This window comes from Streptomyces sp. NPDC044003 (genome assembly GCF_056435185.1).
This window is the reverse complement of record NZ_JBWKFA010000010.1, coordinates 39,854-64,868: the sequence shown is the minus strand read 5'-3', so window position 1 is coordinate 64,868 and position 25,015 is coordinate 39,854. Positions and strand designations below refer to the sequence as shown.

Annotated in this window: 26 protein-coding genes and 1 tRNA gene; 9 read left to right on the top strand and 18 right to left on the bottom strand. The window is 71.1% G+C overall.

Going from position 1 to position 25,015, the window contains the following annotated elements:
• Positions 1-10 precede the first annotated feature (10 nt).
• Together AC07AW_RS32225 and AC07AW_RS32220 are read right to left on the bottom strand one after the other, a co-directional pair.
• On the bottom strand, positions 11-481 hold the full coding sequence (locus AC07AW_RS32225; RefSeq protein WP_478819001.1) for an NUDIX domain-containing protein: 471 nt from the start codon (positions 479-481) through the stop codon (positions 11-13).
• A 5-nt stretch (positions 482-486) separates the two neighbouring features.
• Complete coding sequence (locus tag AC07AW_RS32220) at positions 487-1,227, bottom strand: helix-turn-helix domain-containing protein (protein ID WP_478819000.1); 741 nt, start codon at positions 1,225-1,227, stop codon at positions 487-489.
• Between the two features lie 117 nt (positions 1,228-1,344).
• Here AC07AW_RS32220 and AC07AW_RS32215 point away from each other — a divergent pair, with 117 nt between their 5' ends.
• On the top strand, positions 1,345-1,539 hold the full coding sequence (locus AC07AW_RS32215) for a hypothetical protein (RefSeq protein WP_478818999.1): 195 nt from the start codon (positions 1,345-1,347) through the stop codon (positions 1,537-1,539).
• A 263-nt stretch (positions 1,540-1,802) separates the two neighbouring features.
• Here AC07AW_RS32215 and AC07AW_RS32210 read toward each other — a convergent pair whose 3' ends face one another.
• Positions 1,803-2,606, bottom strand: coding sequence for an exodeoxyribonuclease III (locus AC07AW_RS32210; RefSeq protein ID WP_478818998.1), 804 nt, complete (start codon positions 2,604-2,606; stop codon positions 1,803-1,805).
• 50 nt (positions 2,607-2,656) lie between these two features.
• Here AC07AW_RS32210 and AC07AW_RS32205 point away from each other — a divergent pair, with 50 nt between their 5' ends.
• Complete coding sequence (locus AC07AW_RS32205; RefSeq protein WP_478818997.1) at positions 2,657-3,136, top strand: GNAT family N-acetyltransferase; 480 nt, start codon at positions 2,657-2,659, stop codon at positions 3,134-3,136.
• Positions 3,137-3,238: 102 nt separating this feature from the next.
• Here the strand turns inward: AC07AW_RS32205 and AC07AW_RS32200 are convergent.
• The 7 genes from AC07AW_RS32200 to galU form a co-directional block, all read right to left on the bottom strand.
• Positions 3,239-3,312 (bottom strand) — tRNA-Ala (locus tag AC07AW_RS32200).
• Positions 3,313-3,408: 96 nt separating this feature from the next.
• Positions 3,409-4,440, bottom strand: a complete 1,032-nt coding sequence (gene sepX, locus AC07AW_RS32195) for a divisome protein SepX/GlpR (RefSeq protein ID WP_478818996.1) — start codon at positions 4,438-4,440, stop codon at positions 3,409-3,411.
• Positions 4,441-4,577: 137 nt separating this feature from the next.
• Positions 4,578-5,189 (bottom strand): GNAT family N-acetyltransferase, encoded by a 612-nt coding sequence (locus tag AC07AW_RS32190; protein ID WP_478818995.1) that lies wholly within the window; start codon positions 5,187-5,189, stop codon positions 4,578-4,580.
• The gene (locus tag AC07AW_RS32185) at positions 5,186-5,620 is read right to left on the bottom strand and encodes a MogA/MoaB family molybdenum cofactor biosynthesis protein (protein WP_478819164.1); all 435 of its coding nucleotides are present in this window, start codon (positions 5,618-5,620) and stop codon (positions 5,186-5,188) included. The genes AC07AW_RS32190 and AC07AW_RS32185 overlap by 4 nt, the downstream gene beginning before the upstream one ends.
• Positions 5,621-5,748: 128 nt before the next feature.
• Positions 5,749-6,234 carry a cyclic pyranopterin monophosphate synthase MoaC gene (gene moaC / locus AC07AW_RS32180; protein ID WP_392157883.1) on the bottom strand — a complete coding sequence of 162 codons (486 nt, stop codon included), beginning with the start codon at positions 6,232-6,234 and terminating at the stop codon, positions 5,749-5,751.
• Between the two features lie 57 nt (positions 6,235-6,291).
• A complete protein-coding gene (gene glp / locus AC07AW_RS32175; protein WP_478818994.1) occupies positions 6,292-7,659 on the bottom strand; it encodes a molybdotransferase-like divisome protein Glp in 1,368 nt (455 codons plus the stop codon).
• Entirely contained in the window at positions 7,640-8,551 is a 912-nt protein-coding gene (galU, locus tag AC07AW_RS32170) for a UTP--glucose-1-phosphate uridylyltransferase GalU (protein WP_478818993.1), read from the bottom strand. Before galU ends, glp begins: the two co-directional genes overlap by 20 nt.
• A gap of 104 nt (positions 8,552-8,655) precedes the next feature.
• Between galU and AC07AW_RS32165 the strand changes: the two genes are divergently transcribed.
• A complete protein-coding gene (locus AC07AW_RS32165; protein ID WP_478818992.1) occupies positions 8,656-9,255 on the top strand; it encodes a 5-formyltetrahydrofolate cyclo-ligase in 600 nt (199 codons plus the stop codon).
• Here AC07AW_RS32165 and AC07AW_RS32160 read toward each other — a convergent pair.
• Positions 9,239-11,992, bottom strand: a complete 2,754-nt coding sequence (locus AC07AW_RS32160; protein WP_478818991.1) for a penicillin acylase family protein — start codon at positions 11,990-11,992, stop codon at positions 9,239-9,241. The genes AC07AW_RS32165 and AC07AW_RS32160 overlap by 17 nt on opposite strands.
• 215 nt (positions 11,993-12,207) lie before the next feature.
• On the opposite strand from AC07AW_RS32160, the gene AC07AW_RS32155 reads away from it, so the two are divergent.
• The 6 genes from AC07AW_RS32155 to mscL all read left to right on the top strand — a co-directional run bounded on the left by AC07AW_RS32155 (position 12,208) and on the right by mscL (position 17,972).
• Positions 12,208-13,776: a potassium/proton antiporter gene (locus tag AC07AW_RS32155; protein ID WP_478819163.1), complete on the top strand. Its 1,569-nt coding sequence runs from the start codon at positions 12,208-12,210 to the stop codon at positions 13,774-13,776.
• A gap of 252 nt (positions 13,777-14,028) precedes the next feature.
• Entirely contained in the window at positions 14,029-15,309 is a 1,281-nt protein-coding gene (locus AC07AW_RS32150) for an MFS transporter (protein WP_478818990.1), read from the top strand.
• Positions 15,310-15,377: 68 nt separating this feature from the next.
• On the top strand, positions 15,378-15,713 hold the full coding sequence (locus tag AC07AW_RS32145) for an FmdB family zinc ribbon protein (RefSeq protein WP_478818989.1): 336 nt from the start codon (positions 15,378-15,380) through the stop codon (positions 15,711-15,713).
• Positions 15,714-15,800: 87 nt separating this feature from the next.
• A complete protein-coding gene (locus AC07AW_RS32140; protein ID WP_478818988.1) occupies positions 15,801-16,646 on the top strand; it encodes an S-methyl-5'-thioadenosine phosphorylase in 846 nt (281 codons plus the stop codon).
• 180 nt (positions 16,647-16,826) lie between these two features.
• Positions 16,827-17,336: a hypothetical protein gene (locus AC07AW_RS32135; RefSeq protein WP_478818987.1), complete on the top strand. Its 510-nt coding sequence runs from the start codon at positions 16,827-16,829 to the stop codon at positions 17,334-17,336.
• 114 nt (positions 17,337-17,450) lie between these two features.
• Positions 17,451-17,972, top strand: a complete 522-nt coding sequence (mscL, locus tag AC07AW_RS32130; protein WP_478818986.1) for a large conductance mechanosensitive channel protein MscL — start codon at positions 17,451-17,453, stop codon at positions 17,970-17,972.
• A gap of 19 nt (positions 17,973-17,991) precedes the next feature.
• Here mscL and AC07AW_RS32125 read toward each other — a convergent pair whose 3' ends face one another.
• The 7 genes from AC07AW_RS32125 to AC07AW_RS32095 form a co-directional block, all read right to left on the bottom strand.
• Entirely contained in the window at positions 17,992-18,216 is a 225-nt protein-coding gene (locus tag AC07AW_RS32125; RefSeq protein ID WP_116160477.1) for a hypothetical protein, read from the bottom strand.
• A 42-nt stretch (positions 18,217-18,258) separates the two neighbouring features.
• Positions 18,259-18,672 carry a hypothetical protein gene (locus AC07AW_RS32120; protein ID WP_478819162.1) on the bottom strand — a complete coding sequence of 138 codons (414 nt, stop codon included), beginning with the start codon at positions 18,670-18,672 and terminating at the stop codon, positions 18,259-18,261.
• 5 nt (positions 18,673-18,677) lie between these two features.
• Positions 18,678-19,352: a QcrA and Rieske domain-containing protein gene (locus AC07AW_RS32115; RefSeq protein ID WP_478818985.1), complete on the bottom strand. Its 675-nt coding sequence runs from the start codon at positions 19,350-19,352 to the stop codon at positions 18,678-18,680.
• Complete coding sequence (locus tag AC07AW_RS32110; protein ID WP_478818984.1) at positions 19,349-19,996, bottom strand: 4Fe-4S dicluster domain-containing protein; 648 nt, start codon at positions 19,994-19,996, stop codon at positions 19,349-19,351. The genes AC07AW_RS32115 and AC07AW_RS32110 overlap by 4 nt, the downstream gene beginning before the upstream one ends.
• A 7-nt stretch (positions 19,997-20,003) precedes the next feature.
• The gene (locus tag AC07AW_RS32105; protein WP_478818983.1) at positions 20,004-22,316 is read right to left on the bottom strand and encodes a molybdopterin oxidoreductase family protein; all 2,313 of its coding nucleotides are present in this window, start codon (positions 22,314-22,316) and stop codon (positions 20,004-20,006) included.
• Complete coding sequence (locus AC07AW_RS32100; RefSeq protein ID WP_478818982.1) at positions 22,317-23,450, bottom strand: MFS transporter; 1,134 nt, start codon at positions 23,448-23,450, stop codon at positions 22,317-22,319.
• Positions 23,451-23,562: 112 nt separating this feature from the next.
• The gene (locus tag AC07AW_RS32095; protein WP_478818981.1) at positions 23,563-24,984 is read right to left on the bottom strand and encodes a NarK family nitrate/nitrite MFS transporter; all 1,422 of its coding nucleotides are present in this window, start codon (positions 24,982-24,984) and stop codon (positions 23,563-23,565) included.
• Positions 24,985-25,015: the final 31 nt, after the last annotated feature.

The following is a 25,015-nucleotide window of genomic DNA, read 5'->3' as shown; positions in this document are numbered from 1 at the left end:
ACCGGTAGCCCTACCCCAGGTACGGGGCGGCGCGGTGCTCCAGGAAGTGCCTGAGTCGTAGCCGCTGCGTGTGGTGCATGGGAAGCGAGTCGAGTTCTTCGGGCGCCACGAAGCGGAGTTCCGTGCTCTCGTCCGAGATGGCCAGGGCGCCGCCGACGGCTCGGGCGGTGAAGCAGACGTTGAACTGTCGGCGTACCTCTCCGTCGCTGTACGCGATGACGTGGCGGGGGTCGGTGTACGTGCCGACGAGTCCCGTGATCTCGACGTCCAGACCGGTCTCCTCCTTGACCTCTCGCACGGCCGTGCCGGGCAGGGAATCGTCCATGTCCATGGCTCCGCCCGGCAGCGCCCACAAGTCGTTGTCCCGGCGCCGCTGGAGAAGAACGCGCCCGTCCCCGTCGGTCACGACGGCGGAAGCTGCCACGACAAGGCTGTTCGGCCGGGGGGCGTTCGGATCGTCGTAGTACTCGGTTCGGGCCACGACGCTCAGCCTTCCACGGGGCGGGCCGTTTCCCATACGGCGTCGAAGCTCCCCGCGTAGGTGTCGAACATGCCCCCGTCGCCGTGGTGCCGGAGGTGCCACACGGGCGCGCCGTAGGCGTTGACGCCCCACACGTGAGCGTTGACCAGCATCTGATCGTCGGCGCGGTACAGGCTGTTGTAGAGGGTCGTTCCGTGGGTGCGCAGCTCGATGCCCGGTACGTCCGCGAGGGGCTGGTAGTGCAGGAGCGCGAGTCGGCAGCGGGATTCGATGCCGTGGCCGAATCTCTCTTCCCGTCCGCGCTGCTGGACGTTGGGGTCGTCGGCGTCACCCACCACGATGCGGACTGCGCATCCGTCGTCGGCCCGTTCGCGCAGGAGGTCGTTGAGGCGGGGGTACGCCTCGTGCAGGAAGACGGCCGCGTACACCAGCACGTCGATTCGCTGCCGTGCCTGAGAGAAGAGATCGACGAAGACCGACACGGGAAGATCCGCCCGTTGTCCGTACAAGGCGACGAGTTCGGGGCTCACGGCGCGTGCGGCACGCGCCTGCCGGAGTGCCGGCCACAGGGCATGCACGTCTTCTCCGAGCGCTTCCGCTGCCGCCAGTGCAGTTGCCCGGCGCGGAGTACGACCGAGGTTGACCCACCGTTCCACGGACTTGGGGTCGACGCCCGTGACATCGGCCAGAGCAGCGTGCGTCCAACCGCCAGCCTCCATGACGGCTCGAAGTCGCTCGTTCTGCATACTTTCGCCCCCTCGACTCCCGGACATCCCGAGGGACGTTCTACACGCGATGGGACGTCCCGAAGTGGGAAACGTACGAGGTTCCCCCGTCCTGATGACCGGCGCGACGATCGCGCCATGAGTGAGCCCACGCGCTACAGCACCCCACCGATCGAACTGCCGCTGGGCCTGGAGCGGGAACCGGACCCCGCCGAGGGGTGTGCGGGTTGCGCTGAGCTCGCCGCAGTGCGGGGCCGTGCTCGCGTCGTGGGCGACTGGTCGACCATCAGCGACTGCAACATCTTCATGCGGCGCCACCCCGAGGGGCACTGATGGTCACCTCGGCGGACATCGGGCAGCGTGTGGAAGACCGCGCGGGACGGGTCGGCATCCTGCGGGACGTGATCCTGGACTACGAGGACCCCGCCCGGCTCCCGAGCGAGCGCCAGAAGCGCCCTACGGCGTTCTTACGCCCCGAGAGCGGGGGCCGTGAGTGGCTGGTCCCGCCAGAAAGCGTGAACCGCGCTTAGCGCCCCCATGCGGCCCCGTCCGGCGGCGAGCAAGACAGCCGGGCGGGGCTTTTCCGCTGGCGGTGCCTACACGTCGAACACGGCGGTCACGGGCGCGTGATCACTCCACCGCTCCGCATGGCTCGCCGCCCGCTCCACGTACGCCTTCATGCAGCGCTCGGCCAAGCGAGGCGAACTGACGATCAGGTCAATCCGCCAGCCGCTGTCGTTGTCGAAGGCGCGCCCGCGGTAGGACCACCAGGAGTAGGGCCCCTCCTGCTCGGGGTGGAGCTGCCGGACGACGTCGACGTACCCCCCGTCCCCCTCCTCGAGAACCCGGCCGAGCCACTCCCGCTCCTCGGGCAGGAAGCCGGCGTTCTTCTTGTTGGCCTTCCAGTTCTTGAGGTCGGCCTCGCGGTGGGCGATGTTCCAGTCGCCGCAGACGACGACCTCGCGCCCGTCGGCGGCGGCGCGGGTCCTGAGCTCCTTGAGGTACGGCAGGAACTCGCCCATGAACCGGTACTTCTCGTCCTGGCGCTCGGTGCCGACCTCGCCGGAGGGCAGGTAGAGGCTGGCGACGGTCACACCGGGCAGGTCGGCCTCGACGTACCGGCCGCTGGAGTCGAACTCGGCGGACCCGAAGCCGATCCGTACGGCGTCGGGCTCGCGCCGCGTGTAGAGCGACACACCGGCACGGCCCTTGGCGGCGGCGGGGGCGTGGACGGTGAACCAGCCCTCGGGGCTCCGCACCTCCTCGGGCAGCTGCGCCTCCTCGGCGCGGACCTCCTGGAGGCAGACGGCATCGGCGGAGGTGCCGGCCAGCCACTCGACGAAGCCCTTCTTGGCGGCGGCACGGAGACCATTGACATTCACGGACGTCACAGTGAGCATCCCGGGAGAATACCGACACCCAGTGGCCGCATACATGTACGATCCACCGCATGAACATCCAGCCCACGCCCTATGACCACCCCGACGCCGTCAAACTCGACGACGCCGTCCAGGCGGAGTACGCCGTCCGCTACGGCGACGAGGGCGATGTCACACCGCTGGACGCCGGGATGTTCGTCCCGCCCCACGGCCTCTACCTCCTCGCGTACGACCCCGAGGGCCGGCCGGTCGCCACGGGCGGCTGGCGCACCCAGGACGCGAACGACGAGGGCTACGCGGACGGCGACGCCGAGCTGAAGCGCATGTACGTGATACCCGAGGCCCGCGGCCTCGGCCTGGCCCGCCGCATCCTCGCGGCCCTGGAATCCGACGCCCGCGCCGCCGGCCGCACCCGCATGGTCCTGGAGACCGGCACCGAGCAGCCGGAGGCCATCGCCCTCTACACCTCCAGCGGCTACGAGCCCTGCGCCAAGTTCGGCCACTACCGCCACCACGAACTGAGCCGCTGCTTCGCGAAGCCGCTGGTCTGACACCCCCGCTGACCCGCGCTCAGGAGGCGCGGGTCGGCACCCCGGTACCGGGAAAGCGAAAATCCCGCCCGATCTTGCGATCGGACGGGATTCCCGTGTCTGTGGACCTGTGGGGATTTGAACCCCAGACCCCCTCGATGCGAACGAGGTGCGCTACCAGACTGCGCCACAGGCCCTTGCGACGTGTGAAACATTAGCATCCCGATCGGGAAGAACAAAAATCGCTTCCCTCGCAGGTCAGCCGGGGGCCGTCGCGGGCCCCCGGCCGGGGGTCATTCGTTGGCCGCCCGGGGGCGGTCGTCGTCCGCGTACTGGTCGAAGAGCGGGGTGCGGCCGTGGTCGCGGCCGCGGCGGGGCGGGGTGGTGCGCTGGCGGGGCGCCGGGGACGGCGTGGGGGCCGGGTCGGCCACCGTGGAAGAGCGGGCCGCGCTCCAGGTCTCCGGGTCCGTGATGTCGATGCCGCTCGTGGCGCGCGGGGCCACCGGGGCGGTGACGTACGTGGGGAGCGGCACCGGGACCGGGTCCCAGCTGTCGCCGCGGGCCGGGCCGCGCTCGCGCTGCTGGTCCACCCACTCCGCGTGGTCGGTCTGCTCGACCAGGGCGCGCCGGTCCGCCTCCTGCGGGGAGACCGCCGGGACCGCGGGGGCCGTGTCGGCCTCCGGCTCCGGGGTCGGGGCCGGGCGCCGGCTCTCGCGCAGCCGGGCGGCGGCCGCTTCGGCGCGGCGCCGGTCCATCACGTACACGAAGCGGCGTCGTTCCTGGATCCGCAGGTGGACGATGTACGCGCTGAGGAGCAGCGCGGGGACCGCCGGGGCCCAGAGGAAGGCGACGCCGCCGACGGCCGCGACGACCGCGCCGAGGGTGAAGCCGGCGAAGAGGAGCGTCGTGGTCCGGCGGCGCCGGGCGAGGACCTTGCCGCGGCGGGCGCGCTCGGCGGCGGCTCCCTGGGCGGGCCGGGCCGGCGCGGGCGCCGGTTCCGGCTCGGGTTCCGGGAGTTCCAGGCGCGCTTCCGTCCTGGCCGCGGGCGCGGAGAAGGCCCGGACGTCGACCGAGCTCAGATGCTCGGTCTCCGCGTCCGGGTCCACGTCGGGCGTCGGTCCCTCCGCCGCAAGGTCCCGTTCCTTGAGCTCCTTGGCGTACCGGCGCTCCATGCCCGCCCGTCCGGAAAGCAGCCGGATGGCGGTGCTGAAGCGTTCCGTCGGACGGGCTTCGTTCAGCTCGTCCTGCCTGCGGAGCCACATCGGCACCAAGTAGGCGGCCCAGGCCCCGACGATGACTGCGTAGATGAGGCCGCTGCTGCTCACGCCTCACACGGTAGAGGGGTTCTGTAACACGCATCGGCCAATTGGCCCGGTGTGTCGCACGATCTGGCTGATATCACTGAACTTTTTTGTGATTGTTCCGATCGATTGACCGCCAACTGGCGATTAAATTCGAACACTTATTGCATTCTCGCGTGATGCCAGCGGCGCAGCAGCCCCTCCGGCACCTCCTCCGCCGTCAGCGCGAACACCAGATGGTCCCGCCACGCGCCGTCGATGTGGAGATAGCGGGGCCGGAGACCCTCCTCGCGGAAGCCGAGCTTCTCCACCACCCGGCGCGACGGCCCGTTCTCCGGGCGGATGCACACCTCCATGCGGTGCAGCCCCACCGCGCGGAAGCAGTGGTCGACGGCGAGCGCGACCGCCGTCGGCATCACCCCGCGCCCGGCCACCTCGCTGTCCACCCAGTACCCCACGTGCCCCGAGCACATCGAGCCCCAGGTGATCCCGGCGACCGTCAACTGGCCGACGAGCCGGCCCCGGTACTCGATCACGAACGGCAGCATCCGGCCGGCGTTCGCCTCCGACCGCAGATGGCGGACCATCTGACGGTACGTCGGCCGGTGCGCGACCGGGCCGCCCGGAGGCGCCGGCGGAACCGTCGCCTCCCAGGGCCGCAGCCACTCGCGGTTGCGCCGGTTCACCTCGCGCCAGGCCGCCTGGTCGCGCATCCTTATCGGTCGGAGCAGTACGTCGCCGTCGACGAGCACCACCGGCCAGGACGGGATCACGACGCTCTCGGGTGGTCGCCGCCGCGGATCTGGTCGACGGCGTGGCGCAGCAGCGGCTCCAGGACGGCGAGCCCGTCGCGCACCCCGCCCGGGGACCCCGGCAGGTTCACGATCAGCGTGGCGCCCGCGACCCCGGCCAGACCGCGCGAGAGCGCCGCCGTCGGGACCTTCTCGCGCCCGTACGCGCGGATCGCCTCGGGGATGCCCGGGATCTCCCGCTCCAGGACCCGGCGGGTCACCTCGGGCGTCTCGTCGGTGGGCGAGACGCCCGTACCGCCGGTCGTGACGATCACGTCGTACCCGGCGGCGACCCCGGCACGCAGGGCCGCCTCCACCGGCGCCCCGTCCGGCACGACCTGCGGGCCGTCCACGGCGAAACGCATCCGGGTCAGGCCCTCGGCGATCAGCGGACCGCCCTTGTCCTCGTACACCCCGGCCGAAGCCCGGTTGGAGGCGGTGACGACGAGCGCGCGGTAGGCCGCGGCCGGGACCTCCTCGGGCCCGGCGGACGGCTCCCGCTCCTCGTGCTCGTGGACGCCCGCCACCCGGCCCGCGCGCGTCACTTCTCGTCCCTCGTCCAGTGGCCCGACTTGCCGCCCGTCTTCTCCTCCACCCGTACGTCGGAGATGACCGCGCCCTTGTCGACCGCCTTCACCATGTCGACGACGGTCAGGGCGGCCACCGAGACCGCCGTGAGGGCCTCCATCTCGACGCCCGTGCGGTCCGTGGTCTTCACCGTCGCCAGGATCTCCACCGCGTCGTCCGTGACCGCCAGGTCCAGGGTGACGCCCGAGACGGCCAGCGGGTGGCAGAGCGGGATGAGGTCCGGGGTCTTCTTGGCGCCCATGATCCCGGCGATGCGGGCGGTGGCCAGCGCGTCGCCCTTCGGGACGCCCTCGCCACGCAGCAGCTCGATCACGCGCGGCGAGACCAGGACCCGCCCGCTGGCGCGGGCGGTGCGGGACGTGACGTCCTTCGCCGATACGTCGACCATGCGGGCCGCGCCCGCCTCGTCGATGTGGGTGAGACCTTGCTGCGTGCTCATGGCCGTGACACTCCCGGTCGCTGTGTGGGACTGCACCGTACCCCCACCCTGGCCCCCTCAGCCGAGGAGGACCACTTCCAGCTCGGCGCCCGGCTCCACGCTCTCCGTCTCCTCCGGGACCACGAGCAGGCAGTCCGCGTGCGCGAGGGCCGCGATCAGGTGGGAACCGGCACCGCCCACGGGTGTGACGGTGCCCGCCTCCCGGTCGTACGTGCCGCGCAGGAACTGGCGGCGGCCGGCCGGCGACGACAGGGCCTTGTCGGCGGCGAGGACCGCCCGCACCGTGGGCCGGTGCAGGTCCTCGACGCCCATGAGGGCGCGGATCGCGGGGCGCACGAACAACTCGAAGGAGACGTACGAGGAGACCGGGTTCCCCGGCAGGGCGAGCAGCGGGATCTGCTCGGCGCCGACCGCGCCGAAGCCCTGCGGCTTGCCCGGCTGCATGGCCAGCTTGCGGAAGTCGACCTGTCCGTCGGCGGTCAGCGCCTCCTTCACCACGTCGTAGGCGCCGACGCTCACCCCGCCGGTGGTCACGATCAGGTCGGCCCGGATGAGCTGGTCCTCGATGGTGGCGCGCAGCGACTCGGCGTCGTCGGCGACGGCCCCCACCCGGTAGGCCAGGGCGCCGGCGTCCCGCGCGGCGGCGGCGAGCGCGAAGCTGTTGGAGTCGTGGATCTGGCCCTCGCCCAGCGGCTCGCCGGGCTGGACGAGCTCGCTGCCGGTGGAGAGGACGACCACGCGGGGGCGGGGGCGGACCTTCACGCTGCCCCGGCCGATCGCGGCGAGCAGGCCGATCTGCGGCGGCCCGAGGACCGTGCCCGCCGCGAGGGCGAGCTCCCCGGCCCGGACGTCGCTGCCCGCCCTGCGGACATGCGCGCCGGCCTCGGCGGACCGGTGGACCCGGACCTCGCCGCCCGCGCCCTCGGGGGCGGTACTCGCGGCGGTCATGCCGGTGGCCGCGCCCCCGCCCGTACCGCCGTCGGTCCACTCGACGGGGACGACGGCCTCGGCGCCGGGCGGCAGCGGGGCGCCGGTCATGATCCGGGCGGCCTGGCCGGGGCCGACCTCGGGCAGGCCGCCGGCGCCCGCGGCGACGTCGCCGATGACGGTGAGGACGGCGGGGAACTCCTCGGTGGCCCCGGTGACATCGGCGACCCGGACCGCGTACCCGTCCATGGAGCTGTTGTCGAAGGGGGGCAGCGCGGCCGGCACCGTCACGTCCTCGACGAGGACGCAGCCCTGGGCGTCGAGGAGTTGCAGCTCGATCGGTTCGAGCGGGGAGACCGTCGCGAGGATGTCGGCGAGGTGCTCGTCCACCGACCACAGGCCGCGGGCCGGGCCCGCGCAGGGGTCCGCCGCGCCGCCCTCATGGTCATGGTCGTGTGCCGCGCTGCTGCTCAAGGTGCTACATCTCCTCGCTGACATATCTCCGGAGCCAGGCCCGGAAGTCCGGTCCCAGATCTTCACGTTCGCACGCGAGTCTGACAATGGCACGCAGATAGTCCCCGCGGTCGCCGGTGTCATAGCGGCGCCCCTTGAACACGACGCCGTGCACCGGGCCGCCGATCTTCTCGTCCCAGGCGAGTTTCTGCAGGGCGTCGGTCAGCTGGATCTCGCCGCCGCGGCCCGGTTCGGTCTCCCGCAGGGTGTCGAAGACGGCCGGATCCAGGACGTAACGGCCGATGATCGCGTAGTTGCTGGGCGCCTCGCCCGGATCCGGCTTCTCGACCAGGTCCGTCACCTTGACGACGTCCGAGTCGCCGGTGGGCTCCACCGCCGCGCAGCCGTAGAGGTGGATCTGGGAGGGCTCGACCTCCATCAGGGCGATGACGCTGCCGCCCTCCCGCTCCTGCACCTCCACCATCCGCGCGAGCAGCGGGTCGCGCGGGTCGATCAGGTCGTCGCCGAGGAGCACCGCGAAGGGCTGGTCGCCGACGTGCGGGGCGGCGCAGAGCACGGCGTGGCCGAGGCCGCGCGGGGCGCCCTGGCGGACGTAGTGCATGGTGGCGAGGTCGCTGGACTCCTGGACCTTGGAGAGGCGCTCCTCGTCGCCCTTCCGGATCAGAGCTTCCTCCAGCTCGTAGTTCCGGTCGAAATGGTCCTCCAGGGGCCGCTTGTTCCGGCCGGTGATCATCAGAACGTCCGAGAGCCCGGCCGCGACGGCCTCCTCGACGACGTACTGGATGGCCGGCTTGTCGACGACCGGCAGCATCTCCTTGGGGGTCGCCTTGGTCGCCGGCAGGAAGCGGGTGCCGAGACCGGCGGCGGGGATGACAGCCTTGCTGATCCGACCGAGCCTGGGGAACGACTGATTCATGCGGTGCACCTTAGCCGTTCGGAATGAGAGGAAGATGTGGCTTCGGTTAACTTCCTTCACATAAAGACAGTTACAAGAATTTCGTACATATACATGAGGCTGCCATGACACCTGAGATGTCCGAAAAGACCCTGCTGCGCAGCCGACTTCTGGCCGCCCGCGCCGCGCTGACCCCGGATTCCCTCACGGACACGGCCGAATCCCTCGCCCGGCAGGGAATGGAACTGGCCGAACTCGCCGGGGCGGCCACCGTCGCCGCCTATGTGTCGGTCGGCCGCGAACCGGGCACGCGCGCCCTGCTCGACGCCCTCCACGCGCGCGGGGTGCAGGTCCTGCTCCCCGTCCTGCTGCCCGACAACGACCTGGACTGGGCGGCGTACGAGGGACCGGAGGCGCTCGCGAAGGCCGGCCGCGGCCTGCTCGAACCGACCGGGCCCCGGCTCGGCCCCGAGGCGGTGTGCGCCGCCGACACCGTCCTGCTGCCGGGCCTCGCGGTCGACGGGCGCGGGATGCGGCTCGGGCGGGGCGGCGGCTCGTACGACCGGGTCCTCGCCCGGCTCGCACGCGCGGGCGTGGATCCGGCCCTGGTGGTGCTCCTCTACGCGGACGAGGTGGTCGCCCGGGTCCCGGAGGAACCGCACGACCACCCCGTGCACGCGGTGGTGACCCCGGAGGGGGTCACCCGCTTCAGGGCTTCAGCGTGAGCGTGTCCTTCGCCGCCGCGTCGACCGCCGCCTTGCCGTAGGCCCAGTCGTACAGCTCGCCCTTCGCCCAGGTGTCCGTCTGGTCGGTGTAGTTCGAGTGGAAGGCGTGCCCGGAGGCGCCGGTCAGGTTGACCCACCGGGACTTGTCCCAGTCGCCGACGTTCACGACCATCCGCATCGACGGCACCCAGATGACCTCGTAGCCGCCGGCGGCGTTCCAGCCGGTGGCGTCGACGGCCGCCTCGCCGCCGCCCAGGTTCCACGGGCCGCGGTTGAGGAGCTGCTGCACGACGCCGGGGCCCGCGGTGCCGAGGGTCTGGTTCTTCAGGGTCAGCTGGTGCAGCCGGCCCCAGCTCCAGGTGGAGACGTCCTTGCCGAGCTTGGCGGTCAGCTCCCAGCGGGCGTCCTTCATGGCGCGGGCGAGCAGCTGGTCACGGGTGTCGGTGGCCGGGTCCAGGCGGTCGGCGGGGGTCTTCCACCACTCGCTCTTCTCCTGCTTGAGGAGCGGGCGGACCACCTCGTACCAGCGGTCGCCGCCGTCCGGCTGCGCCGAGTCGGGGTCGCGCTGGCCGCACTCGCGGACGAGCTTGTTCTGCTCGTCGACCGGGCCGGTGGCGTCGGCCGGGCGGACGCTGATGCAGTCGCCCTCGGCGCGCACCTCCTTGGGCAGCTTGTTCCCGAAGGCGAGCTTGAGGACGTTGCGCCAGACCGCGTTGAAGTAGGCGGCGGCGGCCGAGTCGGGCTCCTGGGTGTAGTCCCAGCCTTCGAGGAGCTTCTGCGCCTCGCGGACGTACGGGTCGGAGATGTCGATCTTCAGCAGCAGCGGGTTGAGCAGGGTCGCGATCTCGCTGCGGTTGTCGGTCTGCATGGTCCGCATGTCGTCCGGCGAGATCTTGCCGCCGTCCTTGATCTTCGACTCGATGAGGTCGTTGATCCGCTGGCTGCGCGAGCCGTAGCCCCAGTCCTTGGTGAGCAGGTCGGGGTAGGTCTTCTGGTCGATCACGGCCTGGTTGGCGGTGACGATGTAGCCGCGCTCAGGGTTGTACTCGTAGGGCAGCTTCTCGAAGGGGATGTAGCCCTTCCATCGGTACGAGGAGTCCCAGCCGGGTGCGGGCAGGGTGCCGTCGCCCTTGGTCCGCTGCGGGATCCTGCCCGGGGACTGGTAGCCGATGTGGCCCTCGGTGTCGGCGTAGATCAGGTTCTGGGACGGCACCTCGAAGTACTTGGCGGCCGCCCGGAAGGTGGTGAAGTCCTTGGCGCGGTCGAGGGCGAAGATCGCGTCCATCGAGTGGCCGGGCTGGAGCGCGGTCCACTGGAGGGAGACGCCGTAGCCGGTGCCGCGGTCGGGAGCGGAGTTGCCGACGGGGGCCTTCTGGCCGACCTTCTCCAGTTCGGAGGCGCGGTCGGAGACGAGCGGGCCGCGGTCGGTGGAGCGGACGGTGATCCTGCGGTCCTCGCCGCCGGCGACCTTGATGATCTCCTCGCGGCTCTTGTAGGCCTTGACCTTGCCGTCGACGAGGTAGCCGTCGGGGCCGATCTTCTCCAGGTAGAGGTCGGTCACGTCGGCGCCGAGGTTGGTGAGGCCCCAGGCGATCTTGTCGTTGTGGCCGATGATCACGCCGGGCATGCCGGAGAAGGTGTAGCCGGCGACGTCGTAGCGGCAGGTGGCCGAGACCGAGCGGCAGTGCAGGCCCATCTGGTACCAGAGGGACGGCAGCTGGGGCGCGAGGTGCGGGTCGTTGGCGAGCAGCGGCCTGCCGGAGGTCGTGTACTTCCCGGCGACGACCCAGGAGTTCGAGCCGATGCCGTTGCCGTTCGGGCCGAGCAGGGCGGGGACGGTGTCGAGGACCTCGGAGAGCGCGCCGAGCTGGGAGGAGACGCCGCCGGAGGAGGAGCCGCCGGGGCCGGTGCCCGGGGTGTCCCCGGTGCTCGTCCCGTCGCCCTCGGTCGCGTCGGCCTTCGGGTCGAACTTCCCGGTGGACTCGTCGACCGCGCCCTTGTCCAGGATCGGCTGGTGGAGCGCGTACGGGTACTCCGGGTACAGCTCCTTGATCTGCTTGGCGCTCAGCCGGCTCGTCATCAGCGAGCGGTCGATCTCGTCCTGCATGTTGCCGCGCAGGTCCCAGGCCATCGCCTTGAGCCAGGCCACCGAGTCGACCGGGGTCCACGGCTCGATCGTGTAGTCGTTGGTGAGGCCGAGCGCCGCGTACTCGACGGAGATGTCCTTCGGGGCGCGGTCCTTGAGGTAGGCGTTGACGCCCTCCGCGTAGGCCTGGAGGTACTTCTTCGTCTCCGGCGACAGGACCGTGTCGTACTCCTGCTGCGCGACCCGCCGCCAGCCGAGGGTGCGCAGGAAGGCGTCGGTGTCGACCTGGCTCTCGCCGAACATCTCGGAGAGCCGGCCCGCGGTCACGTGCCGGCGGACGTCCATCTCGTAGAACCGGTCCTGCGCCTGGACGTAGCCCTGGGCACGGAAGAGGTCCGTCTCGTTGTCGGCGTAGATCTGCGGGACGCCGTTCGCGTCCCGCTTCACCTCGACGTCGGCGGAGAGCTTGTCGAGGCGGATCTCGCCGGTCGTCTGCGGGAACGAGGCCCGGACGGTGCTGACACCCCAGTAGCCGCCGAAGCCGATGCCCGCGACCAGTGCGAGGACCAGGACGACGAGGATCAGGCGGGCGCGCCGCCCTTTCTTCTTGGCGGTCTTCTTGTCGGGGGGCGCGGTCGTGTTGGAGGGCATCGCTGTCCTTCGAGGGGCAGGGTGGTCCTGGAGTACGGGAGCAACCTTAGGCGCAGCGTCCGGACGGCCCGGACGCGGTGTCAGGAAGAGAACCGTACTGATGAGCGAGGAGAAGCAAAGAGGGCGTCAAGAAAGCGTTAAAGATTAGGTAAGGTAACGAAGTACCTTGCCGCTGGAGGAACGATCCAGCCGCGCGTGAGGGGAAGGAACGGCCACTGACTGTCCACCAGCTCAACGAACTTCTGCTCGTCTGCTCCCTCGTCCTGCTCGTGGCCGTCGCGGCCGTACGGATCTCCTCCCGCAGCGGGCTCCCCAGCCTCCTGCTCTACCTGGGCATCGGCGTCGCCATCGGCCAGGACGGCATCGGCAACGTCGCCTTCGACAACGCGGAACTCACGCAGGTCATCGGCTACGCGGCCCTCGTCGTGATCCTCGCCGAGGGCGGTCTCGGCACGAAGTGGAAGGAGATCAAGCCGGCGCTGCCCGCCGCGGTCGTCCTCTCCACCGTCGGCGTCGCCGTCAGCGTCGGCATCACCGCCGCCGGCGCCCACTACCTCGTCGGCCTCGACTGGCGGCAGGCCCTGATCATCGGCGCCGTCGTCTCCTCCACCGACGCCGCCGCGGTCTTCTCGGTCCTGCGCAAGGTGCCCCTCCCCTCACGGGTCACCGGCGTCCTGGAGGCCGAGTCCGGCTTCAACGACGCCCCCGTCGTCATCCTCGTCGTCGCCTTCTCCACCGTCGGACCGGTCGACCACTGGTACCTGCTCATCGCCGAGATCGCCCTCGAACTCGCCATCGGCGTCGCCGTCGGCCTCGCCGTCGGCTTCGTCGGCGCCTACGGCCTGAAGCACATCGCCCTGCCCGCCTCCGGCCTGTACCCGATCGCCGTCATGGCCATCGCCGTCGTCGCGTACGCCGCCGGCGCCATGGCCCACGGCTCCGGCTTCCTCGCCGTCTACCTGGCCTCGATGGTCCTCGGCAACGCCAAGCTCCCCCACGCGCCCGCGAACCGCGGCTTCGCCGAAGGACTCGGCTGGATCGCCCAGATCGGCATGTTCGTCCTGCTCGGCCTGCTCGTCACCCCGCACGAGCTCGGCCACGACTTCTGGCCCGCCGTCGTCATCGGCCTCGTCCTGACCGTCGTCGCGCGGCCCATGGAGGTCCTGGTCAGCCTGCTGCCCTTCCGGATCCCCTGGCAGGAGCAGGCCCTGATGTCCTGGGCCGGCCTGCGCGGAGCCGTCCCCATCATCCTCGCCACCATCCCGCTGGTGTCGAAGATCGAGGGCAGCGAGCGGATCTTCAACATCGTCTTCGTCCTCGTCGTCGTCTACACCCTCGTCCAGGGCCCGACGCTGCCCTGGCTGGCCAAGGCCCTCAAGCTGGGCGACTCCGCCGAGGCCGCCGACCTCGGCGTCGAGTCCGCACCCCTGGAACGCCTCCGCGGACACCTGCTCTCCGTCACCGTCCCCGAGAGCTCCCGGATGCACGGCGTCGAGGTCGCCGAGCTGCGCCTCCCGGCCGGAGCCGCCGTCACCCTCGTCGTACGGGACGACGCCAGCTTCGTCCCCGGCCCCGCGACCGTCCTGCGGCACGGCGACGAACTCCTCGTCGTCGCCACCGACCCGGTGCGGGACGCCACCGAGCGGCGGCTGCGGGCCGTCGGACAGGGCGGCAAGCTCGCCGGCTGGCTCGGGACCGGGGGCGCCACGGCGGCCTCGGAACCCACGGCCACGAGCCGCTTCCACCTGCCGGGCAGCGGGCACCACAAGAAAACTCCCGGTTAATCCCAGGCATTAATTCAGGTGCGGGAGCGTTTTCCCAGGCGGGAAGACGCTCTTCCCTGTACCATGAAGGCACACCTGATCGAACCAACTCTGCCTGACGCAGAGCTGGCGCGACCGTATGGCGGCCGTGGCGCCCCTCCGCAGTGGGGCCGACCCGGTATCTACCGCAGTAACGCGCATGAGGACAGCTCTCGGCGACACCCGCACCACCGTGCAGGGAGCGCGCTACCAGGCGGCAGAAAGGCAAGGACCGTGGCGTCCACGGTCATCACGGACAAGCGGCCCGGCTACGGGCAGCTCCTGCGCACACCCGGTGCACTGTCCTTCCTGCTCCCCGGCTTCGCCGCCCGGCAGCCCTTCGCGATGCTGACCATCGGCATCGTCCTGCTCGTCCAGCACACCACCGGCTCCTTCGGCAGCGCCGGCGCCGTCGCCGCCGTCACCGGCGTCTCCATGGCGCTCTTCGCCCCGCAGAGCGGCAAGCTCGCCGACCGCTTCGGCCAGCGCGCCGTCCTGATCCCCGGCGTCCTCGTCCACACCGCCGCCGTCTCCCTGCTCGTCGCGCTCGCCCTGGCCGGCGCCCCGCTCTGGGCGCTGTTCCTGGCCGCCGTCCCCGCCGGCGCCTCCGTGCCCCAGGTCGGCCCGATGGTCCGCGCCCGCTGGGCCGCCAAGCTCGACGGCACCCCGCTGATGCCGACGGCCGCCGCCTTCGAATCCGTCACCGACGAGTTCACCTTCGTCGTCGGCCCCGTCCTCGCCACCGCCCTGTGCACCGGCGTCCACCCGGCCGCGGGCCTGATCGCCGAGGCCGCCCTCACCCTCGTCGGCGGCCTGTTCTTCGCCGCCCAACGCGCCACCCAGCCCGCGTACGGCCTGACCGCCGCCGCCGGACACCACGGCGGCGAGCCCCACCGCTCCGCCCTGTCGATCCCCGGCGTCCGCGTCCTCATCGTCGCCTTCCTCGGCATCGGCTCCGTCTTCGGCGGCATGCAGGTCTCCCTCACCGCCTTCACCGAGGAGATCGGCAACCCCGGCGCCAACGGCCTGCTGTACGGGATCTTCGCCGCCGGCAACATGCTCGCGGGCATCGCCATGGGCGCCGTCGCCTGGAAGACCGGCCCCCGCCGCCGCCTGATCCTGGGCTACGCCGGCCTCACCGTCGCCGCCTCCCTGCTGTGGACCGCCCACTCGGTGCTGCTCCTCGGCGCCCTGGGCCTCGTCGTCGGCCTGTGCATCGCCCCCGCCCTGATCACCGGCTACACCATCGTCGAGACCCTCATCCCGGCCTCGGCCCGTACCGAGGCCTTCACCTGGCTCACCGGCGCCGTCGCGCTCGGCCAGGCCGCGGCCGTCACCGTCGCCGGCCGCCTCGCCGACGCCCACGGCGCGAGCACCGGATTCCTGGTGCCCATGGCCGGTACCGCCCTCGCCCTCGCCACGCTGCTCGCCCTCCGCTCGCGGCTGAAGCCGCGCGAGGCGAGCCGGGTCGCCGCACGTGGTATCGGTCACCGCGTGCCCGTGGCGGTGGACTGAGCCCACGGAATACGTCACTATGGATCGTCGTTAGCACTCGATGAGTGTGAGTGCCAGGAGGAAGTCAAGTGCCGACCTACCAGTACCAGTGCACCGAGTGCGGCGAAGGCCTCGAGGCGGTGCAGAAGTTCACCGATGACGCCCTGACCGTGTGCCCCAGCTGCCAGGGACGCCTGAAGAAGGTGTTCTCGGCCGTCGGCATCGTCTTCAAGGGCTCCGGCTTCTACCGGAACGACAGCCGCGGCTCGTCGTCCAGCAGCTCGCCGGCCTCGTCGAAGTCCTCGACCACGTCGTCGTCCTCTTCTTCGTCGTCCTCTTCGTCGTCCTCGGACGCGAAGCCGGCCGCGTCGACCGCTTCCTCCTCCTCGACGTCCTCGTCGAGCACCGGAAGCTCGGCCGCCTAGCTCTTCCCTGTTTTTCGGCCGAGGGCCCCGTCGCCGCACGCGACGGGGCCCTCGGTGTTTCCGCACACCCTGCGTAGGGTGACCGGCATGGCCAACCATGACGTGTACGCGGACATCGGCGTGATCGGCGGCTCCGGCTTCTACTCGTTCCTCGAGGACGTCACCGAGGTGTCCGTCGACACCCCGTACGGCAGCCCCAGCGACTCCCTCTTCCTCGGCTCCCTCGCCGGCCGGCAGGTCGCCTTCCTCCCCCGGCACGGCCGCGGCCACACCCTCCCGCCGCACCGCATCAACTACCGCGCCAACCTCTGGGCCCTGCGCTCCGTCGGCGTACGGCAGGTCCTCGGGCCCTGCGCCGTCGGCGGACTGCGCGAGGAGTACGGCCCCGGCACGCTCGTCGTACCCGACCAGCTCGTCGACCGCACCAAGAGCCGGGCACAGACCTACTTCGACGGGGAGCGGCGGGCCGACGGGGCCCTCCCCCACGTCGTCCACGTGACCTTCGCCGACCCCTACTGCCCGGACGCGCGAAGGGTCGCGGTCAAGGCCGCCCGGGGACGCGGCTGGGAACCCGTCGACGGCGGCACCATGGTCGTCGTCGAGGGCCCCCGCTTCTCCACCCGCGCCGAGTCCCGCTGGCACGCCGCCGCCGGCTGGTCGGTCGTCGGCATGACCGGCCACCCCGAGGCCGTCCTCGCCCGCGAGCTGGGCCTCTGCTACGCCTCGCTCGCGCTCGTCACCGACCTGGACGCGGGCGCCGAGACCGGCGAGGGCGTCTCGCACACCGAGGTGCTGCGGGTGTTCGGCGAGAACGTGGGCCGGCTGCGGGAGGTCCTCTTCGACGCGGTGGCAGCACTGCCGTCGACGGTCGACCGGGACTGCCTGTGCACGCATGCGCACGACGGCTGGGACCTGGGGATCGAGCTGCCATAGGCCCCTGGGGGCGCTGCGGTAGGCCCCGGGGGTGCTGCCGTAGGTCCCCGGGGGCGCTTCCGCAAACCACCCCTGGGGGCGCTGCCTTAAACCACCCCTGGGGGTGGGGGAGTTGTCCACAGGTACGGAGTGATCCCCAGGCCGGAGCGGGGTCGTGGCGCAGCCGGGACAGTGGGCCGCATGACGACGAACCTCTCTTCCTCCGTCCCCGCACCCTGTACGGTGCCGCCCTTCGAACCGCTACGGGTGCGGGGCGCCCGGCACCGGCTGCGCAGGGCCCTGCGGCGGGGGCGACGCCTGCCGGCGCTGCTCCTGGCCCTGACCGCGGGCGCGCTGGCCCTCGCGCACACGAGCGCCCCGGCCGCACCCCCTCCCCCGGCGCCCGCCCGCGCGCGACCGCCCGCCGCCGTACCCCTGGTCTCCGCACCGGTACGGATCGCCGACGCCGCGACCGTACGGCTGCTGCGGCCCGGCGACCGGGTCGACGTCATCGCCGCGCCCAACTCGCCGCTGGGCGGGGAGGCTGAGGCCCGGGTGGTCGCGACGGGCGCCCGAGTGGCCGACGTTCCACGGCCGGGCGAGACTCGATCGGACGGAGGGGCGCTCGTCGTCCTGTCCGTACCCCGGTCGACGGCGGCGGCGCTGGCAGGTGCCGGTGTCACGTCCCAACTGGCGGTGACGGTGTGCTGATTCGCACTGACTCGCTGTCAAGTCACCGTCCCGTGTGTACGGATTGGACGCCTCTGCGCCGTTCACGGCCTAATGGCTCCGCACACAGCAGTACACGCGACGAAAGGCACCTCGGTGGCCGAGAAGAAGGAAAGTCTGCTGGGAGGCTTCAAGGCCTTCCTGATGCGGGGCAACGTGATCGACCTGGCGGTGGCGGTCGTCATCGGTGCCGCGTTCACGAACATCGTGAACTCGGTGGTCAAGGGCATCATCAACCCGGTCGTCGGCGCCTTCGGCACGAAGGACCTGGAGGGCTACGCGTCCTGCCTCAAGGACCCCTGCACGGTGGTCAACGGCGAGATGCAGGGCATCCAGATCCAGTGGGGCCTGGTCCTCAGCGCGGTGCTGAGCTTCGTGATCACCGCGGCCGTCGTCTACTTCCTCATGGTCCTGCCGATGGCGAAGATCCTCGCCAAGCGCGCCGCGCAGGAGAAGGCGAAGGAAGGCGTCGAGGAGGTCCTGGAGGTCAGCGAGCTGGAGGTGCTCAAGGAGATCCGCGACCACCTGGTCTCCCAGCGCGGCCCGTCCGTGAACAACTCGCACCCGGGCTCCGGGGTCGCGGGCGGTGGCAGCGCCGGGGCGCACTCCACCTCCTGACCGGCGCGGTAGGCCGGCTTCAGAGGTGGTGCGGCGGCTTCTCGTCGAGGAAGCGCGCGAGGTCGGCGGCGCTGTCGCCGCCGGCCGGAGGCCGCTCGCCCCACCCGCGGTCCGTGTCGTCCGCGGATTGCTGGTCCAGCGGATCGTCGAAGACGAGTACCGGCTTCTTCGGAGTGTTCTCGGGGCTGGACTTCATGCCGGGCTGCTTCGCGTCTCGCGGTCCGTGGGCGGGGGCGGTGCTCATCTCTCCAGACTACGCCCGCTCACCCGCCCCGGACCCCGCTGATCAGCGGTCTTTCGGGTCGATCAGCCAGAGGCCGAGGACCACCAGGAACGACAGGACGAGGAAGCCCGCGCCCCACCAGGCGGTGCCGGTGTCTCCCGTCATCCACTCGTCCACGACGATCGTCAGGCCCCACAGCTGGCCGATGATGACGGTCAGCGCCAGCGCGAGGCGGGCCGAGAGCTTCGAGGAGCGTTCCGGCTCCTGCTCCGTTCCCGCCCCGGGCCCCGGCCCGGTGTGCCGGATCCGGGGATCCCCGTACCCACTGGTGGGCCGGATCTGGGGGTACCGCTCGTGCACGGGCCGATTGAGCCGGGGCTGAGCGCTGCCCGGGGTGTAGGCGGGGCGAGGGGGGAGGGGGGCGGAGGGGGAGGGGGAGGGCCCCCCTGGGCTCTCCGGGTCCTTCGGGAACGGCATGTCGGTCATCCGCGCTCGCTCCTCTCGGGCCCGCGCCGCGTCTCGGAGGCCGCGCTCTCGCGCGTCTCCGCGTTCGCGCCCAGTCGGTCGCAGAGGGGGCTGCCCACGCCGCGCTGGCGGCAGTAGCCCTCCTGGAGGCTCTCGCCGGAGCGGGCGGTGCCGATGGCCCAGACGCTGCCGTCGACCTGCTCGATCAGGATCACCTTCGGCAGGCCGCGCGGGGGCGGTCCTGCGGTGACCTCTCCCGTACGGGCGTCGAAGATGCCCTCGTGGCAGGGGCAGTACAGCTCGCCCTCGCTCCCCCGTTCCTTGCGCCACAGGACGGCGCAGGCGAGGTGGGTGCAGACGGCGGAGTATCCGGCGAGGGTGCCGTCGTCCATGCGGACGGCGATCGCCCGGTCCTCGTCGCCGGGGTAGCGGAAGGCGAGCGACTCGCCGGGTTCGATCCGGTCGGCGATCTTCTTGATCTCGGGGAGGCCGTCGGGGTCGCCGTGCCGGTGCAGGATGCCGGAGGCGACGCCGATGCCGCCGACGGCGAGGCCGCCGGAGACGGTGGCGACGATCCGCAGGTAGTCGCGGCGGGTGGTCAGGGAGTCGGCGGCGATCCGGTCGTGGAGCGCTTCCTGGGCCGCGTCGGCGCGGGTGTCCGGCGCGGGCGGCTGGGGGTCGGTGACGCTCAACGGACGCCCTCCCGTCGCCCGCCGCCACCCTTGTTCGAGTTCGCTGCGCTCACATCCCTTCCGTTGATCTCGACGACGGGGAGGCCGCCGGGCACCGGCCACTGGACCTTGTCGGCGGGGACGACCATCGCGACTCCGGTGGTGACGGTGGTGCTGCCGAAGGTGAAGGAGTCGGCGACCTGGACGCCGGGGCGTTCGGCGCGGAGCTCGTCGAGGGTTCCGTAGAAGAGGGCGCCGGTGGGGCAGACGGTGGCGCACATCGGGGCGAGGCCGTAGGCGGTGCGGTCGTAGCAGAGGTTGCACTTCATCTGGAGCTTCGCCTGGAGGTCGATCTTGGGGACGCCGAACGGGCAGGCGTTGACGCAGTTGGCGCAGCCGATGCAGCGGGTGGTGTCGGCCTGCTGCACGACGCCGTCGGCGGTGACGAGGATCGCGTCGGCGGGGCAGACCTCGGCGCAGGGGGCGACGGGGTCCTCGCAGTGCATGCAGACGGTGGGGAGGGAGGCGACGGAGTGGCCCTCGTCGGGGTAGTCGAGGTGGATCATCGACTTGCCGCGGTGCGAGTCGCATTCGCGGCAGGCGGAGACGCAGGCCTGGCAGCCGATGCAGCGGCCCGGGTCGATGAAGATCGTGCGGCCCATCATGTGCGGGTCAGCTCCTCTCCGAGGTGCCGCGGCCCTGGGGTGCGGTGGGGGGCAGCGGGTCGGTGCGGGAGACCTGGGTCTCGGGGTAGGCCTGGTGTCCGGGGGCGGTGGGCGGGGCGGGGACCTCGTCGATGTGGTCGGCGGCCTCGATGCGGGCGGCGCACACCTTGTACTCGGGGATCTTGGAGCGCGGGTCGAGGGCGTCGATGGTGAGGGCGTTCGCCGCGGTGGGGACGGGCCAGTGGTAGGGGACGAAGACGGTGTCGGGGCGGATGGCCTCGGTGACGAGCGCGGGGAAGACCTCGCTGCCGCGGCGGGTGACGACGCGGACGGGGTCGCCGTTGCGGAAGCCGTGCGAGGGGTGGACCTCGACCCAGGGGCGGGGGGTCTGTTCGACGAGGGCGCCCAGGCGGCGGGTCTGGTTGCCGGAGAGGAAGTGGGCGACGGTGCGGCCGGTGGTGAGGGAGAGGGGGTATTCCTCGCTGTACGGGTCCATGGGCGGGTGCCATTCGACGACCTGCAGGTGGATCTTGCCGTCGGGGTGGTAGGTGCGGCCGTCCTCGAAGAGGCGGGGGGTGCCGGGGTGATCGGTGCTCGGGCAGGGCCAGGCGATGCCGCCGGTCTCCTCCAGGCGCTCGTACGTGATGCCGTAGTAGTCGTTGACCGTCCCGGCGGAGGCGGTGCGGAGCTCCTCGAAGACGGAGCGGGAGTCGGGGAAGGCGAACTTGTCGCCGGCGCCGAGCCGCTTGGCGAGTTCGCAGATGACCCAGGTGTCGGTGCGGACGCCGGCCGGGGGTTCCTGGGCCTTGTTGTGTTTGACGACCCGGGCCTCGGCGTTGGCCATGACGCCCTCGTCCTCGGCCCACACGGTGACGGGGAAGATCACGTGGGCGTTGGCGGCGGTCTCGGAGAGGAAGAAGTCGAACTGGGCGTGGAATTCGAGGGTGTCGTAGCCGTCCTTGACGGTGGCGTAGTTCGGGAGGGAGACGAAGGGGTTGTTGCAGATGCCGACGAGGCCGCGGATCTCCTGGCGCTGCATCTGCCAGACCATCTCCATCATGGAGGTGCCGGCGGGTGGGAGTTCGGCCTCGTCGATGCCCCAGATCTCGCAGATCTGGCGGCGGTGCTCGGGGTTGGTGATGGAGCGGCCGCCGGGGAGGAGGTCGGACTTCTGGCCGTGTTCGCGGCCGCCCTGGCCGTTGCCCTGGCCGGTGATGGTGCCGTAGCCGGCGCCGGGCTTGCCGATGTTCCCGGTGGCGACGCAGAGGTTGATGATCGAGAGGCAGTTCTCGACGCCCTGGGAGTGGTGCTCGACGCCGCGGGCGTGCCAGGCCATGGCGTTGCCGGCGTCGGCGAACATGCGGGCGACCTGGACGATCTGTTCCTCGGGGACGCCGCAGATCTCGGCGGACCGGGCGGGCGGGTAGTCGGCGGCGGTCCGTCTGACCTCGTCCCAGCCGGTGGTGTGGGCGGCGAGGTAGGCCTCGTCGGTGAGGCCTTCGGCGACGACGACGTGCAGGACGGCGTTGAAGAAGGCGGAGTCGGTGCCGGGTTTGAGGGCGACGTGGACGTCGGCGGTGCGGGCGATCGCGGTCTCGCGGGGGTCGACGACGACGAGGGTGGCGCCCCGGTCGCGGGCTCCCCACAGGTACTGGGTCATGACGGGGAAGCATTCGCCGACGTTGGAGCCGGCGATGAGGAGGCAGTCGGTGAGGAGGATGTCGGAGAAGGGGTTGCCGGCGCGGTCGATGCCGAAGGCGAGCTTGTTGGCTCCGGCGGCGGAGACCATGCAGAGGCGGCCGTTGTAGTCGACGTGCTTGGACTTGAGGGCGACGCGGGCGAACTTGCCGACGAGGTAGGTCTTCTCGGAGAAGAGGCTGGCGCCGCCGAGGAGCCCGAAGGAGTCGTTGCCGTGCTCGCCCTGGATGCGGCGGATCTCGGCGACGGTGTGGTCGAGGGCCTCCTCCCAGCTGACCTCCCGGAACTCCTCGTCGCGGTTGCGGCGCATGAGGGGGGCGGTGAGCCGGTCGGGGTGGTTGACCTGCTGGTAGGCGTTGATGCCCTTGGGGCAGAGCCGCATGCGGTTGATGTCGTGGTTGCGGGGTTCGACGCCGAAGACCTTGCCGTGGCGGTCGACGCGGAGGTACATGCCGCACTGGACGCCGCAGAAGCAGCAGTGGGTGGGGACGAGGGTCTCGCCGTTCTGGTCGGCGTGCCAGCGGTCGGCGGGGATGCCTCCGGCGTCGCGGAAGTTGCGGGTGCCGGGCGGGGCGAGGGAGGGGTCGAGCGGCAGCGCGCGGGAAGGGTCGGTCGCGGTCACTTACTTGAAGCCCTTCTTCACGTGGTCGAGGTAGGCGGTGCCGCGCAGGACGCGCTTGCAGCGGGGGCAGTACTCGGCCCACTCGTCGAAGCCGAGGTCGAGGTCGCGCATGGTGCCCTGGAGGTTCTCGACGTACGGGGCGGTGTCGATGGGCTCGTGGCAGCGGCGGCAGGTGAGGATCTCGTCCTCGTCCTTGCGGCGGGCGGTGTACTTGAACAGCTGCATGCCGACGGCGGCGGGCCGCTGGACGATGTGGAAGAACTTCCCGAAGGGGATGTAGATGAGGGTGAAGACGACGGACACCATGTGGAGGATCGCGAGGAACTCGTAGCCGCCGCCGTGCAGGAAGATCGACGAGAAGGTCAGCAGCAGGCCGGTCACCGAGATGACGATCAGGGCGATCAGCGGGACCAGGTCGTAGGCGAAGCGCTGGCCGGTGATGGCGCCCCGGTCCTTCATGCGGCGCCACAGGAAGTAGGAGGTGCCGGCGATGACGAGGACGGCGGCGATGTCGAGGCCGTGGAACATGAGCCAGCCGACGGCGTTGAGCGCGTCGAAGCCGATGATCTTGAAGCCCCAGATCCGCATCTCGTAGCCGGGGCCCGAGCCGGTGGAGGAGGTGAAGGTGAACCAGCCCCAGGTGAGGGGGAAGGTGATGGCGGCGGCGAGCAGACAGCCCCAGAAGATGAGCTGGTGGGCGGCCCAGCGGGCGTGCGAGCGGGCGCCGAGGAACTTCTGGAAGCCGAGGTAGGTGGCGATCATCCTGGGCAGGGCGGTGGGCGCCGTGCGGAAGTTCGCGGCGGAGAAGAAGGAGCGCCAGCCCTGGCGGAAGAGGCGGCGGGCGCCGGGTGCGGAGATCCAGACCGTGTAGCGGTAGGCGACGCCGAAGGCGAGGAAGACGGTGGCCACGGCGTAGGGCAGGAGTGCCGAGTCGAAGTCGCGGAGCAGGCGGCTGCCGAAGACGATCGCGAGGATCAGCAGGACGGAGACGGCGGTGCCGGCGAGGACGGCGCGGCGGCGCACGGCGGCGGGGGTCTGGGGTGCGGGGCCGTGGGCTGCCGGGAGGCCGGCCGCGGGGCCCGGGGCGGGGCCGGATTCGGGGGTCGGCTCGGCTGTCTTCGGTGGCTCGGTCACGCGGCCACGGTAAAGCCGTATGACCTATTTAGTCCTGTTTTGCCTGCTGCGGGGGTGACGCGTCGTTCAGACGGCGCGCAGCGGGGCGGGGCCTTTCTTCGAGGGAGCCGGTCTAGCTGGGCGCCTCGGCACCCCTGCGGGCGTAGAACCACCAGGTCACGACCGTGCAGCTGAGGTAGAAGGCGACGAATCCCCACATCGCGCTGGTCACGGCCACCGAGCCGAAGAGGGCCGGGATGAAGAAGAAACCGTAGGCGGCGATGGCCGAGGTGAAGCCGGTGACCGCGCCGGACTCCCTTTCCGCCTGCTTCAGGGCCGCGGCGTATTCCGGGGTGCCTTCGGTGAGGCCCTTGAGGTGGGTGCCGCGGAAGATGACCGGGATCTGGCGGAAGGTGGAGCCGTTGCCGATTCCGGAGAAGAAGAACGCGGCGAGGAAGCAGAGGAAGAAGCCGTGGAAGGAGCCGCCGTCACCGCCCGAGGGCAGGAAGGCGATCACTCCGACGATCGAGACGGCCATGCCGACGAAGGACAGGATCGTGACCCGGGCACCGCCCCACTTGTCCGCGATCCAGCCGCCGCCCCAGCGGGCCAGGGCGCCGACGGCGGGGCCCATCCAGGCGTACGTGGCGACCGAGTAGTCCGGGAACGTGGTCTTGATCAGCATCGGCAGGGCGGCGGCGAAGCCGATGAAGGAGCCGAAGGTGCCGACGTACAGCCAGGTCATCAGCCAGTTGTGCTTGCGCCTGAAGATGATCTTCTGCTGACGGAAGGGGGTCGACGCCACCTTCAGGTCGTTCTGGCCGAACCAGGCGACCGCGGCGAGGACGAGCAGCACCGGGACCCAGAGGAACGCGGCGTTCTGCAGGTGGACGGGGGTGCCGTCGGCCTTGTGCTGGGCGGAGCCGATCGCGATGGTCGACCAGGTGATGACGATCGGGGTCAGGAGCTGGACGACGGAGACGCCGAGGTTGCCGAGACCGCCGTTGATGCCGGTCGCGCTGCCCTTCCTCGCCTTCGGGAAGAAGAAGCCGATGTTCGCGAGGGAGGAGGCGAAGTTCGCGCCGCCGATGCCGCACAGGGCGGCGATGGCGACCATCACGGCGTACGGGGTCGTCGGGTCCTGGATGGCGATGCCGAGCCAGATCAGCGGCACGACGAGGACGGCCGTCGACAGCGCGGTGAAACGGCGCTGGCCGATCATCGGGCCGAGGAAGGTGTAGAAGATCCGGGCCGTGCCGCCGGTCAGGCCGGGGATGGCCGTCAGCCAGAACAGCTGCGAGGTCGAGAAGCCGAAGCCGACGTCCTTCAGGTTGGTCGCGGTGACCGACCACACCTGCCACACGACGAAGGCCACGAGCAGCGCCGGCACCGCGATCCACAGGTTCCGGGTGGCGACCTTCCTGCCGATGGACTTCCAGAAGAGCTCGTTCTCCGGCTCCCAGTCGGTGATCGGCCGGCCGGGACGGTACTGCTCCGTGTCGTACGAGGCGGATGACCGCCCGCCCGTTCTGCTGTCCTGGACTACGGAACTCATGGCGCTTCCCTGATGTTTCGGGACCGTGCTT

Coding starts and splice junctions, on each gene's coding strand:
- AC07AW_RS32220 (WP_478819000.1), bottom strand. CDS start 1,227: ATGCAGAACGAGCGACTTCGAGCCGTCATGGAGGCTGGCGGTTGGACG.
- AC07AW_RS32215 (WP_478818999.1), top strand. CDS start 1,345: ATGAGTGAGCCCACGCGCTACAGCACCCCACCGATCGAACTGCCGCTG.
- AC07AW_RS32210 (WP_478818998.1), bottom strand. CDS start 2,606: ATGCTCACTGTGACGTCCGTGAATGTCAATGGTCTCCGTGCCGCCGCC.
- AC07AW_RS32205 (WP_478818997.1), top strand. CDS start 2,657: ATGAACATCCAGCCCACGCCCTATGACCACCCCGACGCCGTCAAACTC.
- moaC (WP_392157883.1), bottom strand. CDS start 6,234: ATGAGCACGCAGCAAGGTCTCACCCACATCGACGAGGCGGGCGCGGCC.
- glp (WP_478818994.1), bottom strand. CDS start 7,659: ATGTCAGCGAGGAGATGTAGCACCTTGAGCAGCAGCGCGGCACACGAC.
- galU (WP_478818993.1), bottom strand. CDS start 8,551: ATGAATCAGTCGTTCCCCAGGCTCGGTCGGATCAGCAAGGCTGTCATC.
- AC07AW_RS32165 (WP_478818992.1), top strand. CDS start 8,656: ATGACACCTGAGATGTCCGAAAAGACCCTGCTGCGCAGCCGACTTCTG.
- AC07AW_RS32160 (WP_478818991.1), bottom strand. CDS start 11,992: ATGCCCTCCAACACGACCGCGCCCCCCGACAAGAAGACCGCCAAGAAG.
- AC07AW_RS32140 (WP_478818988.1), top strand. CDS start 15,801: ATGGCCAACCATGACGTGTACGCGGACATCGGCGTGATCGGCGGCTCC.
- AC07AW_RS32135 (WP_478818987.1), top strand. CDS start 16,827: ATGACGACGAACCTCTCTTCCTCCGTCCCCGCACCCTGTACGGTGCCG.
- AC07AW_RS32125 (WP_116160477.1), bottom strand. CDS start 18,216: ATGAGCACCGCCCCCGCCCACGGACCGCGAGACGCGAAGCAGCCCGGC.
- AC07AW_RS32120 (WP_478819162.1), bottom strand. CDS start 18,672: ATGCCGTTCCCGAAGGACCCGGAGAGCCCAGGGGGGCCCTCCCCCTCC.
- AC07AW_RS32110 (WP_478818984.1), bottom strand. CDS start 19,996: ATGATGGGCCGCACGATCTTCATCGACCCGGGCCGCTGCATCGGCTGC.
- AC07AW_RS32095 (WP_478818981.1), bottom strand. CDS start 24,984: ATGAGTTCCGTAGTCCAGGACAGCAGAACGGGCGGGCGGTCATCCGCC.